Here is a 14,717-nt window from a genome sequence, read left to right on the forward strand (position 1 = left end):
CTGCTCGACGAACGCGATCGAGAGCGTGAACGCCCGCATACGCAAGGCCGTCCGGGCCCGCGGCCACTTCCCCAACGAAGCCGCCGCCCTCAAGTGCGTCTACATGGCGCTCATGTCGCTGGACCCGACAGGGAAGGGCCGCAAGCGGTGGACCATGCGCTGGAAGGCGCCCTTGAACGCCTTCCAGATCGCCTTCGAGGGCCGCCTGACCCCGACCAACAACTGACCACTCAACAACCAAGATCAGCCGTTAAGTTGACACACCGCGACGGCCCACTCCCTGCACGACTCCGCCCCTGGAAACACACCGGCCAAGAACGATCACACACTCAAGATCTGCTGCTGTAGTACTTGTCCGGCAGATCATGTGACTGTCCCGCGCTGGCGTCGTTGCTGTGGACATGGGGCGGGGTGATCTGAGCGATGACGAGTGGGAACGGCTGCGGCCGTTCCTGCCGGTCAGCACGGGCATTGTGGCCGGTGGCGGGACCACCGGCAGGTGATCGACAGGATTCTGCACCGGGTGCGGACCGGGGTGCAGTGGCGTGATCTGGCGGAACGGTTCGGGCCGTGAAGGACCGTGTACGAACGCCACTGGCTGGGCCGCTCGCGCGGCGGGTTCACCAGCAAGCTCCACCTGAGCGCGGACGGCCACTGCCGCAGGGTTTCCCGCCCGTCCTGCAGGCGACGGGACCTGCGCCGCTCGCCGTCCTCACCACAAAGACGGCGCACCACACCTTCCCCAGACCGGCGGTCCGCACCGGAGGGGGCCGGCCCGTTGTCGTCGGGTCCCTGGAGAGAGCGGATCGGAGGTATGCCCATCTGAGGCATCGGCTGGGCCACCCAGCCCACACCCGACTGTTCTGGGAGAACATCTGAAGCAATCCTGGACAGCGACAGACCCGACAGCCGCTCCCGCTCGCCCTGCGAAGAGAGGCCTGCCGCAGGGTCGTGAGCTGGGCCTTTCGGCAGGAGCTTCAGCATGATTGCACCCGTTCAGGTGGGCAGCGCCGCCTCCCCGGTCGCGCCGTTCCGCAATCCCTTCCCGTACGACGGGAACGCGCCGGTGGGCACTGGGTTCTGTGAGGCGTTCTTCGTGGACGCGACGGGGGTGGTGAAGTACCTGAGCTCCCACGCGGGCCGGTACTGGTCGGTGGAGGATCCACCCGGTGCGCCGTCGGAGGGGTGGCAGCTGGGGGGTGGTGACTCGGGGGGCATCGTCGCGGTGCTGAACCTGTGGGAACGGCCCGGTGGTATCTATCTGTTCTGGACCGATCCGTCCGGTTTCCTGGCGTCGTGCCGGCTGGACGAGAGCGGGCAGCTGGACACGCCGGTGCTCTTCAACGGCCAGAACGGCAACCCGAGCGCGCCGATCACCGGCAACCTGCAGGTCGCCTCCACACAGGTCACGGCCACCGGTGGCCCCGGGCAGGAGTCACTGACCACTGTCGGCGGGACTGCGGTGGTCTACGGCACCCATGTCACCGACGGCAGCGACGAGCTGGTCGTCATGTTCTGGAACACCGAGCAGTGGACCGTCAACACCTACACGGGGATCGACGAAGGTTACGAGGAGCCGGTCCCGTTCGGGTCCCAACTGACCAACAACGGTTTCACGATGGTGCCGTTCAACCCGAACGATTCCGAGAACATCAGCTGGTTCCTGTTCTGCAACCTCAGCTTTCAGAGGGACAACTCCATGCTCGGGATGTTCTACGGGGTGTCGGGCCCCGACCCTGGCCCCACTGTGCAGATGATGAACGAGATCGACCCGCCTTCGGGCGCCATGCGGCAGGGCACCGGGATCATCGCCGGGGTTTCCGTCATGGATCAGACCCTGAGCGTCAAGATCAGCTGCATGTACGTGGACAGCACGGGCAACCTGATGAGCTGGCTGGCCATTGAGAACATCCCCGCGTATGCGGTGCCGGTGCCGGATCTCGACTGCCAGTCGGTGGCAGTGGGCAGCGTCGTGTCGGCAGCCTTCACCTCGCTGTACCTGGTCACCGGTGACCAGAATGCCTATGCGCTGCCCCAGGTGGGGCAGTGCTTCGACGGCCAGGTGCCGATGTTCGGCCTGCCCTCCCAGCTCCACGCCGCGGGCTCGGGCACCGACCTGCTCACGCTCGCCCCGGACAGGGTCATGTTCGACGCCCCGTGCGTCTTCGCGGTCGGCACCGACAGCACCCTGTGGCTGTACGAGCCCAACGGTCAGAAAGGCACGTTCGACACCACGCTGTCCGCCTGGACAGGGCAGTGGGGCGCGACGCAGATCCAGACCGGGACGGTGACGGGGGCGCTGTCGACCGGCACGGCGATCCCGTCAGGTACCGGCCTCCAGTCGTCGGCGGGCTGGTACCTGCTCATGCAGACCAGCGGCAATCTCACGGTCAGCGACGGCCCGGACTCCGCAGTGGTGTGGGAGACCGGTACCACCGGCAACGGGGTCGACGCCGCATTCACCTCCGACGGCCACCTGGAGGTGTACGACGGTGCCGGCCTCCCCGTCTGGACCTCCGACACCTACGGCAAGCCCGCGGGCGACACGATGGCGTTTGACGACGGCGACAACTGGCTGCAACTGCTGAACTTCCAGGGCAAGCACCCCGTCTACCAGGCCATCCCCAGCCCCAACCCTGCGCCCACCGAGCTGGTGGGAGCCGAGAGCTCGTACGTCTCCGTCATGTCCTGCAACGGGTTCGTGCTGGCCCTGCAGGAGGACGGCAACCTCACCCTGTGCACGTACGACGGTGACCAAGTATGGGATAGCGGCACCGCGGGAGCCGGGAAGGACGCCATGTTCACCCAGAGCAGCGGTACCGAGGGTGGCAGTCTCGAGATCTACGGGTCCAATGGATCCACGATCTGGTCCTCCCACCGTTTCGGTGGCACCGCGGGCACCCGGATCCAGCTCGCCCCGACAGGCCTGCAGATCCTCGACGCCGGTGACACCGTGGTCTTCCAGTCCCTGTCCAGCCCCTCCCCCGCCGGTACTCCCTTGCCGGTCGGTACGGTCATGTCCGCGGGCGGATTCGCCCTGGCTTTCCAGGCCGGCGGCGACCTCACCCTGTTCCTCCCGGACGGCACTGCGGTCTGGAGCACCGACACCGCGGGTACCGGCGCGAGTGCCGCGTTCTCGGCCGAGGGCAACCTCGAGGTCTACGACACCTCCAGCACCGTGATCTGGTCATCCGCCGACTACGGGGGCAGCGCGGGCGCCTGGTTGGAACTCACCTCCAACGGCCTGCAGATCCTGGACGCCTACGGCGCCGTGGTCTTCCAGTCCGTCCCCAGCCCCTGCCCGGCCGGCACCGCCTTCAGCCCCGGCACCGTCATGTTCGGCGACGGGAACGTCCTCGCCTTCGGGGACGACGGGAACCTCGCCCTCACCACCGGCTACGGCGGGCCCGTCGGGTGGGAGACGGGCATCACGAACGCCGCCGTGAGCGGTGCGTTCACCGGCGACGGCGCCCTGGAGCTGTACAACAGCGCGGGCACCGCCATCTGGGCCTCCACCACCTGGGGCCGCCCTGGCACCCGTATGCAACTCGCCGCCGACGGCCTGCAGATCCTGGACGACAACGATGCCGTGGTCTTCCAGTCCCTCCCCGGCACGTGTCCGGCCGGGACCGTCCTGTCCGCGGGCACGGTCCTGTCCGTAGGCGGGTACGCGCTGGCCCTGCAGACCACCGGAGCCGAGGCCGGGAACCTCACCCTCACCCAGGGGCTGGGCGGCAGGGTGCTGTGGGACTCCGGCACCACCGGCAAGGGAGTCGACGCCGCATTCACCGCCAAGGGATTCCTCGAGGTCTACGACAGCACCAGCAACACCGTCTGGTCCTCCACCGACTGGACCGCCGACCAAGGGGGCACCCCGGGCGCCCAGTTGCAGCTCGCCGCCACCGGTGTGCAGATCCTCGATGCCCACAGCGCCGTGATCTTCCAGGCCGTTCCCAGCCCCTGCCCGGCCGGTACCGCCCTGCCCGTGGGGGCGGTCATGTCCCTCGGCGGGTACACCCTCGCCTTCGACGCGGGGGACCTGTACCTCAGCCGCGCCGGCGGCGCCGCGCTGTGGTCCACCGGCGTCGGACAGCTCGCCCAGGTCAGCAGCGTCTGCTTCGACTCGACCGGCAACCTGACCCTCCTGGACGCGAACGGCGCCCAGCTCTGGGTCACCGGCACCAACGGCAACTCCGTCAACGCCTGCGGAGCCACCCTGGCCCTCGCGGGCGGCGCCGCCGTGATCGCCGACGCCGTCGCCAACCAGCTGTGGACCAGCGCCCCGATGCCCTCGACCGTTCCGGGCGGCACGTACTTCTCGAACGGATCGAAGATGGTCACCGAGCAGCAGGGCCGGCGATTCACCTTCGAGGAGAACGGCTTCCAGCTCTGGAGCTGGGAGGGGCCGGGCTGGTCTTCCCCCTCCGCACCCGAGGGACCCGCCTTCGGCGTGTTCCAGAGCGACGGCAACCTCGTGGTCTACAGCGCGAACGGCACGGTCTTCTGGACTTCGGAAACCTCTGCCTCAGCAGCCATTCTCAACCTCACTGACGGCGCCGTGTCCATCATCGGCCCCAGTGGCACACCGATCTGGTCGCACTCCTGAGTCCCGGCCCGGGCTACCACCGCGTCCTGCGAAGCCCTCCCGGAGCGTCCCGCGCTCCGGTTGCCCGGGCGGCACCACCACCCCTCGTCAGTACCTGAACGGGCATGCGAGCCAAGGGAAATGAGAGACCGGACATGAGCACTGCCGCCTACCAGCCGACCGGTGCGTTCACCGCCACCGCCCACAGCGACCTGTGCCAGGACTGGGTCAACACCGACAACATCATCGTCAGCCTGCCGGCGAACAACCCTCAGCAGACCATGTCGCAACCTCAGGCCGCGGCGTTCTGCAACCCCAACAACCGCTTCTTCGCGGGGGCCGCCGAGGCCTTCGTCATCACCGACACGACCGCCGACGGCAAGTCCGACGGCAAGTCCGACGGCACCGTCCAACTGCAGTACCTGGCACAGGACCCCACCTCCGTGAAGGGCTGGACCCTCACCCCGCTCACCCCTCCCGCCGATGCCACGGGCACCCCCTTCGCGGTGGTCGCGTTCATGCAGGGCGAGACCCCGCACTTCGTCTGTGTTCTGGACGACAACGGCTATTACCACTGGTGGCACGGCTGGCAGAACAGCGACCTCACCTTCGACGGCACCTTCACGACCTGGATGGCCAATGGGGTCGACCAGGCATGGAACTACGCCGGCCTGAGCGTGTGCTACTACCTGCCCGAGTTCCAGGTCAGCGGCCCCGACCCGGCTGCGATGGTGTCCATGGTCTGCAGCTTCGGCGACCTTCAGGCCGTGTGCACCATGAACTGGGACGGCAGCGACTGGCAGTCGAACACGACGCTGCTGCCCACCGGTGACACGGTGGGCCCGGGGGCCGTCCTGCTTCCGTTCGGCCACGCCAATTTCGCGCTCGTCGCCACTCAGGGCGGGGCGTTCCAGTCGTACTGGTCAGTTGTCGGGGATCCGCTCCAGGCGGAGGACTTCTATCGCCCCTCCGAGACCCTCCCCCCGATCACCGAACCGTCGTATGCCTGCGGGATGGTGTGGACAGGCTCCGTCTACGGCTTCCGGCCCGTCTACCTCGACACGAACGGCATCCCGTTCCTGTATGACCAGGTGTACGGGAGCATGATCCTGCCCGTGAACGCGCCCGGCGACATCGAGCTGGCGCAGGCCGTCACCAGCACCACCAGCGGGCAGCCCCTGACGACGGTGTACTTCGCCGACGAGGACGAGAACCTGTCCGTCCTCAACCAGACCGGCTTCTACCGGAACAGCGCCAACCCGAACGCCTGCACCGCCCAGTGGGCAGCCAGCATCCCGATCGCCACCGGCGACAGCGAGACCCAGAGCGAGGGTGTGTCCGCGCTCTACCCGTCCTACTACCCCCTGGACCCGCCCACCCTGTTCACCGCCAACGCCATCGGCGAACTCCGGCTGCACCAGCTCAACACCAACTCCACCACCGGTAGCTCCGGCTGGCTCTGCCACACCCCCGCCCTGAACCAGAAGCTCTCCTACGAGACCACCAACTACCGCACCCAGGTCACGTTCATCGACTCCCAGAACGTGCCCGTCGCGTACTACCCGTTGAAGCTGACCGCGCCCTTGCCCACCGGCGTCGTCCTGGCCGACGGCACCCTCCAGATCGTCGGCCCGGAGGCCGGCCAGGACGCCACCGTCACCACCGACGCCGGTGGCACTGTCACCCTGATCATCGCGGCCTCCGACTTCTCCCCGCCCACCGTGGTCCTCACCGACCCGGCCGCCGTCACCGTTCCGCCCTCCGGCCTGCAGGGCGAGCTTGAGATCAACCCCGGCGGACCCGTTCAGGCCTACCTCGCCGGCGGCCCGACCGGCATGCAGAACGCCGGCGTCAACGCCAATGGCACCCTCAACTACCTCAGCCCGCAGTACGGGACCTTCAACACCAACGTCACCGGCCAGGCCGACCTGTTCCCCGGCTGCTCCGGCTCCACCCCCACCATGAGCCCCCAGGACGCCGTCACCGCCGTCAACAACACCATGGCCGTGGGCGTCGAGAAGGCCGGCGGTACCCCCGGCCCCCGCTCCTGCGCCGGCTTCATCATCAACTGCAACGGCCGCGTCCCCGGCCGCCCCTCCTACCAGGAGTTCGCCACCCGCGAAGAACTCCATGCCGAGCTCGCCCACCACCGCCAGTACCTCCCGGGCGGCTTCATCAGCGACATCAAGGACTTCTTCACCGACGTCTGGGAGGCCATCAAGAAGGGCGTCGCCAAGGTCGACCACTTCGTCGCCGACCTCGAAGCGGGCATCGTCTCCTTCGGCATCCTCATCAAGGACAAGTTCATCCAGCTCGGCGACTACATCATCGAAGGCATCGAAGACGCCTGCAACGCCGTCATGGCCGTCTTCTCCGCCATCGAGGCCTTCATCAAGGACGTCATCGACTTCCTCAAGGCATGCTTCGACGCCACCAACATTCTCGCCACCCAGAAGGCACTCGCCGACGGCCTGGAGAAGACCATCCAGGCGGGCCAGCAGGCCGTCAGTAACGCCATCACCCAGATCGGCCCGAACTCGAAGCTGTTCCACGACCTGATCGACGACCTCAACAGCCGGATCACCTCCGCCGCCCACGCGATCGGCCCGAACGCGAGCGCCGCCAGTACACCGAACTGGCAGAACCCCGGCACCCAGGCCCAGCACACCAGCCCCATCCAGCAGACCGACTCCGGTGGCTCGCCCGTCTCCACCGCCGACCTGACCAGCAGCCCCCACGTCCACTACCTCACCTCCCAGACCTTCGCCGCCGCCACCCCGCCACCTACGAGCAGCAATTCCGGCACCCGGACCGCGCCGAGGCCTCCGGAGGTGACGGCAGCCACGCCCGGCGCGGGCGGCATGTTCAGCGCGCTCATCGAGGACTTCGTCCGACGGGTCGGATCGGAGCCCGCCGCCGCAGACGACGATGACGACCCCTTGTGGGACTTCTGCCGCTCGCTGGCCCAGCCGCCCATCTCGACGTACGTGCTCGCCTTCGGCAACGACCTGGACAAGCTCGCCGAATGGATCCTCGGCGAGATCGACCCCTCCGCGCCGGCCTCCTGGTCGGACATCAACATCCAGGCACTGCTGCTGAAGATCGTCGAGGACGGCCTCGACTCCCTGCTCGCGCTGCTCGACGCGATCGTCATCGCCTTCCTCGAGGTGATCCAGGACGCCCTGGGCATGCTCCTGGACGTACTGCAGCAGGACATGGGCGGGTTGCTGGCCGTCCCGATCCAACTGGTCTGGGACCTGTTCAACCTGATCGCCGGAACCGGCGACGACAGTCCCGTCAGCCTCGAAACGGCTCTCACCCTGCTGGCGGCCGTCCCCGCCAACATCGTCGCCACCATCGTCAACGGCGGGGCCACCAGCATCACCTGGCCCCCCGACTTCAGCGACAGACCCCGCCCCGGTGTCCCCGGCCCCGAGATCAACCCCTCAGGCTGGGCGGTCTACTGCGCCATCGGCATGATCAGCGAATTCGTCGCGGGCATCGCCTTCTTCGCCCAGGACGCGACCGCGTCACCGTGGGAGATGAAAGGGACCGCCGACGACAAGCTGTACTGGGATCAGGTGGGCAAGGGAATCTACGGAGTCGGGGTGGTCGCCAGCACGATCTCGTACGGCCTGAGCTTCCCCCTGAACGACATCACCACCTGGCCGGTGATCGACTGGTTTGCGGGGGCCGGCATCGCCGACGCAACGATGATCTTCTGGGAACTGACCAAGTGGCAGGAGATGAACACGTTCATGGCGTCCAGTACGCGGCCCACCCAACAGCAGCAGGACACGGCCTTCGCGCTGTCGCTGATCTCCGTCTGCCTCGGTCTCACGTCCCTGGGCGTCGGCGTCGCCTGCAGCGTCGAGGAAGAGAAGGGCCACCACTGGGACGCCAACCACATCATGTCCCTCGTCAGTTCGATCATCACCCCGTTCTCCAACATCGCCGCACCGTTCGGCACCCAGTTCGTCCAGAACAAATGCGACCCCTGGGTGAAGGTCGTGCCGTGCGTCGCCGACCTCATCAGCTACGGCGGCGGCGGCCTCCTCAACCTGCTCGTCAACCTGGGAGTCGGCAAGGAAGTAGCAGCGGCCCGCACGGTGGCCCCGGGCGGCGGAGAATCGGTTCGTGTCGGGGCTGAACACGGGACGGACGGACCAGTTCAAGATCAAGCCCCTCAGCCCCGGTGTGATCGCGCTGTCAGTCCATGACGGCCCGTCGTCGCAGGTGACGGTCGGCTTGCCTCTCTTCCCGAGGACCGGCCGGATCGACGACCAGTTCGGCAAGGTGCTGGGTGTTTGCGGGAGATCCAACTGGTCGAGGAGGGCCAGCGCGGCAGCCGGTTCCAGGCCGCCGTAGATGTCGTGGAAACTCGCCCGAAGACCCCGGAAGACGGCTGAATGCAGGGCGGGAAGCCGAGCGGCGGTGCGGTTCGCCGACTCCTTCACCGTCCAGCGCACCGGGCCCCGAACACTCAAGAACCAGACGGGCTCGGCGGAGTAGGGCTTCCGATGGCTTGGCCACCACTCGGTCGATGTCGTTACCGAGGACCTCGGCGAGGGCCATCGCGGAAGTGGTCTGGTCCTCGAACCAATCCACCCACAGCGAGTAGGTGAAGGCCTCAACTACGGCTCCACCGCGACAAACTCCCCATCGACGACGTCATCCTCGTCGTCTACTACCCCGACAAAGACAGCGACAGCGACGAGAAGCTGCAACTTCTCGCCGCACTCTCACAGACCGAACCGACCGACGCAGCGCACGGCAGGCCAGCAGACACCCCGCACCCGAAGACCCCCTGACGAACACCGGACGTCCGGAGGTACAGCCGGACGGCCGCGCCACGATTTCCGCCATCCGCGGACCACCGTCGAACGCGGGCGGAGCGCGACCGTGATCGCGACCGGCTTCTACACGTTCACTCTGGAGCACGCCGAAGGCGAGTGGCGTATCGCCAAGGTGTTCGTCGGTCTGGACAACGCCGCGTGAATCTCAGCGACTACTGAGGTATCGGTTCAGGGCGACTGTGACGCTGGTGGGTTTATCCCAGTGCCATGCGGTATCCCGATGGGGATGACCTGACCGCGAAGCAGCCTCTCACAAACGGCCAATTGCCGGAGCAAGATCGCGAAGGAGGCGGCCAATCGCCCCCGGCCCCCAATCCGGTCGCACAACTCGTTCTCACGAGCTGCAGTCCCAGCTCGACGCCCTCGCCGGGCACGGCATCCCCCGAGACAGGATCTTCTCCGAGAAGGTCAGCACCCGGGGCCGCGTGCGACCGCAGTTCGAGGCCGCCCTCGCGCTGGCCCGCGAGATCAAGGCCCACGCCCCGCACTGCCGGGTCATGCTGACGGTCTACGAGATGAAGCGCCTGGGCCGCGACGCCGCCGAACTCACCGCCCTGGCGGACCATCTGACCGCACACGGCCTGGTGCTCCGCCGCAAAGGAGCGGGCGAGAGCGTCGAAGCCATCCAACCCGACCTGTGGATCGTCACCGGCAAGCGCAAGGGACACCACCCAAGCCTGGCCAGCATCTACCGGGCGCTGGCCGAACACGAGAAGGCGCGGGCGTACCCCGAAGCAGTCGAACAGGCCGCCACCGACTTCGCCGCCCTCCAGCACGCCGAGAGCCTCCCACCCCCCCCCGCACGGTGGCAACACCCCACTGACGGCACATCACCGCAGGTCAGGGTTATCCGTTGTTTTTGCGGCGGATACTACGGGGACCCCAGAAGCCGGTGAGGTGGAGGGTCCCAGAGGAGGGGGTGGCGGCGGTCGAAGGCGCGAACGCGGTGGGTGAGGCGTTGGACGTGCTCGGTCAACGGCTCAGGCGGTCGGCCTGGCGATGGTTGTCCTTGTGCCGTGCCGTTCTGTGTCGCGCGGGTGTGTGTTGCCCGGGTGTGCGCCGGGTGTGCTTGCGTTCGCTGTTCTGGCAGGTGTTCTTGTGCTGTCTGGTTCTGCTTCGCGTGGTCATGCGTCGTCTGGTCTTCCGCCACGGGTCCATGGTGGGGCGTGCGGTCTCGTCGGCCCTGGGCCCTGGGCCGTATATGACGTGAGGTGCGTCGTGCCCGGGTACTAGCGTGGCTCGTATGAGTAGCTATGTGATCCGGTCCGTACGTGCCGATGAGTGGCGTGCCGCGAAGGAGTTGCGGCTCGCTGCGCTGCGGGATCCGGTCGCGCATCTCGCTTTTCTGGAGACGTACGAGGAGGCCGCGGCCAAGCCGGACTCCTTTTGGAAGGAGCGGACAGCCGGTGGTGCCGAGGGGGCGGTCGGGACGCAGCAGATCATCGCCGAGGGGCCCGACGGGCGGTGGGTGGGGACGCTGACCGTGTTGGTGGAGGAGCCCGGGACGCGGGACTGGGCCGGGTTTGCGGTGGAGCGGAAACAGGGCCACATCGTCGGGGTCTTCGTACGGCCCGAGGAGCGCGGGAACGGGCTGACCGATGTGCTGTTCGACGCCGGACTGGAGTGGGCGTGGGGGCGTGGGGCGGAGCGGGTGCGGCTGATCGTGCACGAGGAGAACGGGCGGGCGCAACGGTTCTATCGCAAGGTGGGGTTCGTGCCGAGTGGGCGCACTGTGCCGTTGGCGGCGGCGCCGGGGGAGGTCGAGTGGGAGTTCGTGGTGGAGCGGGGGCAGGACTGAGAGAGGGGGCAGGACTGAGGGAGGGTGCGACGAGGGGGGTGTGGGTGAGGCGATTTGGGTCGTGCCGGGTGTGTGCCGTAGGTGGGTTATGCCGGTAGGGCGGCGTTCGGCCAGCGGGTGCGGGCCTGTTCCCGGGAGCGGAGCAGGGCCAGTGTCGGCAGGCCCCGGTCCCTTCCGACGGCCAGCAGCTCCGGGAGCTGGGGAAGCGGAGCCACGGCGGCGACGTCGTCCAGGACGAGCGTCAGTGGTGGGTCGAGGCGACCGGAGGATGACCGTTCGGCCATGTGCCGGCCGCGCTCGACCACGCTTGAGGTGAGGGCCGTGAGGAAGGGCATCGCGCCCGGGTTTGTGCGAGGATCCTCGATGGATTCACCCACCACGTAAAGGGTGCCCCCTTCGTTCACGAAGGAATCCAAGGCGAGGGCATCGGTTCGGTTGGGAGTGCATGCCTCACGGATGTTGACCGTGGAGAGGCCGGCGAGGGCTCGGGCGGCCAGTTCCTGGGCGATGTCCCGGCGTTCGGGGTGCGCGGTGAGGGCGGCCTCGAGTTCGCCCGCGGAGCCGGACGCTGCCTTGGGGTTCGTACGGAGGGTTCGTACGGCGTCCTGGATCTGGCTGCCCTGGGACCAGCGGTGGACGTGGCGGAGGGTGCGGCCGTCGATGGCGGCGGCGTGCAGGTAGCTGCGCAGAAGTGTTTCGGCTACGTCCGCTACGGCCTGGTCGATTTTCGCGGTGGGGCGGATGGGGGCGAGCAGGGCGATGGCTCTCGCTGCGGCGGTTTGCTTGTTCTCACAGCCCCTGGTGGGGGACCAGTGGAGGCGGGCCGGGGTGTCGCAGAGATGGGTGGGGTCGTAGACGTGGACCGGGCCGAGTTTGGCGCGGGCGTCCTTGGTGTCCTCCCAGAGTGCGGGATTCGAGGTGAGGACGAGGGCGGGGCCCTCAGCGTCGCGTACGGCCTGGGTGGCGGTGGGGTGGCGGGTCGCCGGGGGGCCGTAGCGGACCGCGGGGGCTTCCCGTCCGCTCACCGTTTTGCTGGGGGGCAGGAAAGGTTCGGTGCCCGGTTGAGGGAGCGGCAGCTGGGGTGCCGTCTGCTGTGTGGGTGCCGTCTGCTGTGGGGGCGGCTGGGCGTATGGCGAGTGCGGTTCGGTCAGCTGCGCGTATGCCGAGTGCGGTGTGGCCGGCTGCGCGAAAGGTGGCTGCTGCGTGGGTGGCTGCATGGATGCCGTCTGCTGTGCATCCGCCTGCTGTGCATCCGCCTGCTGTGTGTCCGGCTGCTGTGTGTCCGGCTGCTGTGTGTCCGGCTGTCCGAAGGGCGGCTGGTTCGAGGACTGCTGGTTCGAGGACTGTTGGCGCCAGGACTGTTGGTGCGCGGGCTGTTGACCGTAGGCCGGCCCCGCAGAGTCCGTCACCGCGTACGGGGGCTGTTGCACCGCGTACGGGGGCTGTTGCTCGAATGGTGGCCGGTGTGGCGCGGTGGGGGACGGGGGCTGGTCCGGGGTCGGTCTCGGGGACGGGACCTCGGAGGTCGGCGTGGCCGGTCTCGGTCTGCCCTCGGCGCCTGCCGGTTCGGCGGCCGGCGTTCCCTGACCCGCCTTCCTCCTCACCCGAAGGGCTCTCCAGCGGGCCACTGTGCCCAGGATGAACACCGTCAGGACGACCAGGATCATCAGCTGGCCGACGAACAGGCCCCAGAAGAGCCCGTAGCCGGAGAAAGCCGTGGCGTCGGCGTCGGGCCAGGCGCCGGGGAGGTCGTGAGGTCGGGCGATCAGCCGGCGCATGGCCAGCGGGGTACGGGCGAAGGTGACGCCGTCCGGCCAGGAGCCGTGGGCGAACACGGCGGACAGGCCGGTGGCCGCCCAGACCAGTACCGTCATCCCGAGCAGGAAGGCGAGCAGGCCGACCAGCAGGCCGTCGGGGATGCCTCCCTGGCCGGTCGGTCGGCGGTCGCGCTCGTCACCGGGTCTCATGGTTCCCCGCTCCCCGCTCTCCCCGTACGCCTTGCGCGCTGCGCCTCAAGCTCTGCGCGTAACGCCTTATGCGTTACGCCTTATGCCTTATGCCTTACGCCACCGTCGACTCGGAGTCGCCGAGGTGTTGTTCCATGAACGCGGCGGCCCGTTCCTCCGCCTCCAGCTCGGCGGCGCGCAGGGCGTCGTCGGCCAGTTGGTGGTCCACGGACGACTCGGTCATCGCGCGGTCGGTGAAGACCAGTGGGCGTTCCGTCTCCGTGACCAGGTGTTTGACGACCTGGACATTGCCGTTGACGTCCCACACCGCGATGCCGGGGGTGAGGGACGGGATGATCTCCACCGCCCAGCGGGGGAGGCCGAGCACCCGGCCGGTCGCCCTCGCCTCGTCGGCCTTCTGGGCGTAGATGGTCCGGGTGGACGCCATTTTCAGGATGGCGGCCGCTTCCTTCGCCGCCGCCCCGTCCACGACGTCCGAGAGGTGGTGGACCACCGCCACGAAGGACAGGCCCAGGCGGCGGCCGAACTTCAGCAGCCGTTGGAAGAGCTGGGCCACGAAGGGGCTGTTGATGATGTGCCAGGCCTCCTCGACCAGGAAGATGCGCTTCTTCCGGTCGGGGCGGATCCATGTGTGCTCCAGCCACACGCCGACGATCGCCATCAGGATGGGCATGGCGATGGAGTTGCGGTCGATGTGGGACAGGTCGAAGACGATCAGCGGGGCGTCGAGGTCGATGCCGACCGTCGTCGGGCCGTCGAACATGCCGCGCAGGTCACCGTCGACCAGGCGGTCCAGGACGAGCGCGACGTCCAGGCCCCACGCCCGAACGTCGTCTATGTCGACGTTCATCGCCTCGGCCGACTCCGGCTCGGGATGCCGTAGCTGCTCGACGATGTCCGTCAGGACCGGCTGGCGTTCGACGATCGTCTCGTTGACGTAGGCGTGGGCGACCTTCAGCGCGAAGCCCGACCGCTCGTCCAGGCCGTGCCCCATCGCGACCTCGATGATGGTCCGGAGCAGCGCCAACTGCCCCGTCGTCGTGATCGCGGGGTCGAGCGGGTTGAGCCGGATCCCCATGTCCAGGGCCGCCGTCGGGTCGAGCCGGATGGGGGTTATCCCCAGCTCCTGCGCGACGAGGTTCCATTCGCCGACCCCGTCCTCGCCCTGCGCGTCCAGGACGACCACCTGGCGGTCCTTGAAGCGCAGTTGTCGTAGGACGTACGTCTTCTCCAGCGCCGACTTGCCGTTGCCGGACTCGCCGAGGACCAGCCAGTGCGGTGCCGGGAGCTGTTGGCCGTACAGCTGGAAGGGGTCGTAGATGTAGCCCTTTCCGGAGTAGACCTCGCGGCCGATGATGACGCCCGAGTCGCCGAGGCCGGGGGCGGCGGTCGGGAGGTAGACGGCCTGGGCCTGGCCTGTGGAGGTGCGTACCGGCAGGCGGGTCGTCTCGACCTTCCCGAAGAGGAAGGACGTGAAGGCGTCGGTGAGGATGGACATCGGATCCCGCATG

The 14,717-nt window shown here is 68.1% G+C and carries 7 protein-coding genes and 2 pseudogenes; 7 read left to right on the forward strand and 2 right to left on the reverse strand.

Annotation, left to right across the window (positions count from 1 at the left end; translation table 11 throughout):
* The 7 genes and pseudogenes from M2271_RS30760 to M2271_RS30790 all read left to right on the forward strand — a co-directional run.
* A partial coding sequence (locus M2271_RS30760; RefSeq protein ID WP_280890662.1) for a transposase occupies positions 1-226 on the forward strand: 226 nt, incomplete at its 5' end.
* Between the two features lie 175 nt (positions 227-401).
* A pseudogene (locus M2271_RS30765) lies at positions 402-571 on the forward strand (transposase); the annotation flags it as partial.
* Between the two features lie 411 nt (positions 572-982).
* The gene (locus M2271_RS30770) at positions 983-4,606 is read left to right on the forward strand and encodes a hypothetical protein (RefSeq protein WP_280890663.1); all 3,624 of its coding nucleotides are present in this window, start codon (positions 983-985) and stop codon (positions 4,604-4,606) included.
* Positions 4,607-4,740: 134 nt separating this feature from the next.
* On the forward strand, positions 4,741-8,805 hold the full coding sequence (locus M2271_RS30775; RefSeq protein ID WP_280890664.1) for a hypothetical protein: 4,065 nt from the start codon (positions 4,741-4,743) through the stop codon (positions 8,803-8,805).
* A 411-nt stretch (positions 8,806-9,216) separates the two neighbouring features.
* Positions 9,217-9,396 (forward strand): annotated as a pseudogene (locus tag M2271_RS30780) (transcriptional regulator); the annotation flags it as partial.
* Between the two features lie 386 nt (positions 9,397-9,782).
* Positions 9,783-10,337: a recombinase family protein gene (locus M2271_RS30785; RefSeq protein ID WP_280890788.1), complete on the forward strand. Its 555-nt coding sequence runs from the start codon at positions 9,783-9,785 to the stop codon at positions 10,335-10,337.
* A gap of 347 nt (positions 10,338-10,684) precedes the next feature.
* Positions 10,685-11,239: a GNAT family N-acetyltransferase gene (locus M2271_RS30790; protein ID WP_280890665.1), complete on the forward strand. Its 555-nt coding sequence runs from the start codon at positions 10,685-10,687 to the stop codon at positions 11,237-11,239.
* Between the two features lie 86 nt (positions 11,240-11,325).
* Here M2271_RS30790 and M2271_RS30795 read toward each other — a convergent pair whose 3' ends face one another.
* Positions 11,326-13,206, reverse strand: a complete 1,881-nt coding sequence (locus tag M2271_RS30795; protein ID WP_280890666.1) for a type VI secretion protein — start codon at positions 13,204-13,206, stop codon at positions 11,326-11,328.
* Between the two features lie 94 nt (positions 13,207-13,300).
* Positions 13,301-14,716 carry an ATP-binding protein gene (locus M2271_RS30800; protein ID WP_280890667.1) on the reverse strand — a complete coding sequence of 472 codons (1,416 nt, stop codon included), beginning with the start codon at positions 14,714-14,716 and terminating at the stop codon, positions 13,301-13,303.
* Position 14,717: the final 1 nt, after the last annotated feature.

This window comes from Streptomyces sp. LBL (assembly GCF_029893585.1).
GTDB lineage: Bacteria > Actinomycetota > Actinomycetes > Streptomycetales > Streptomycetaceae > Streptomyces.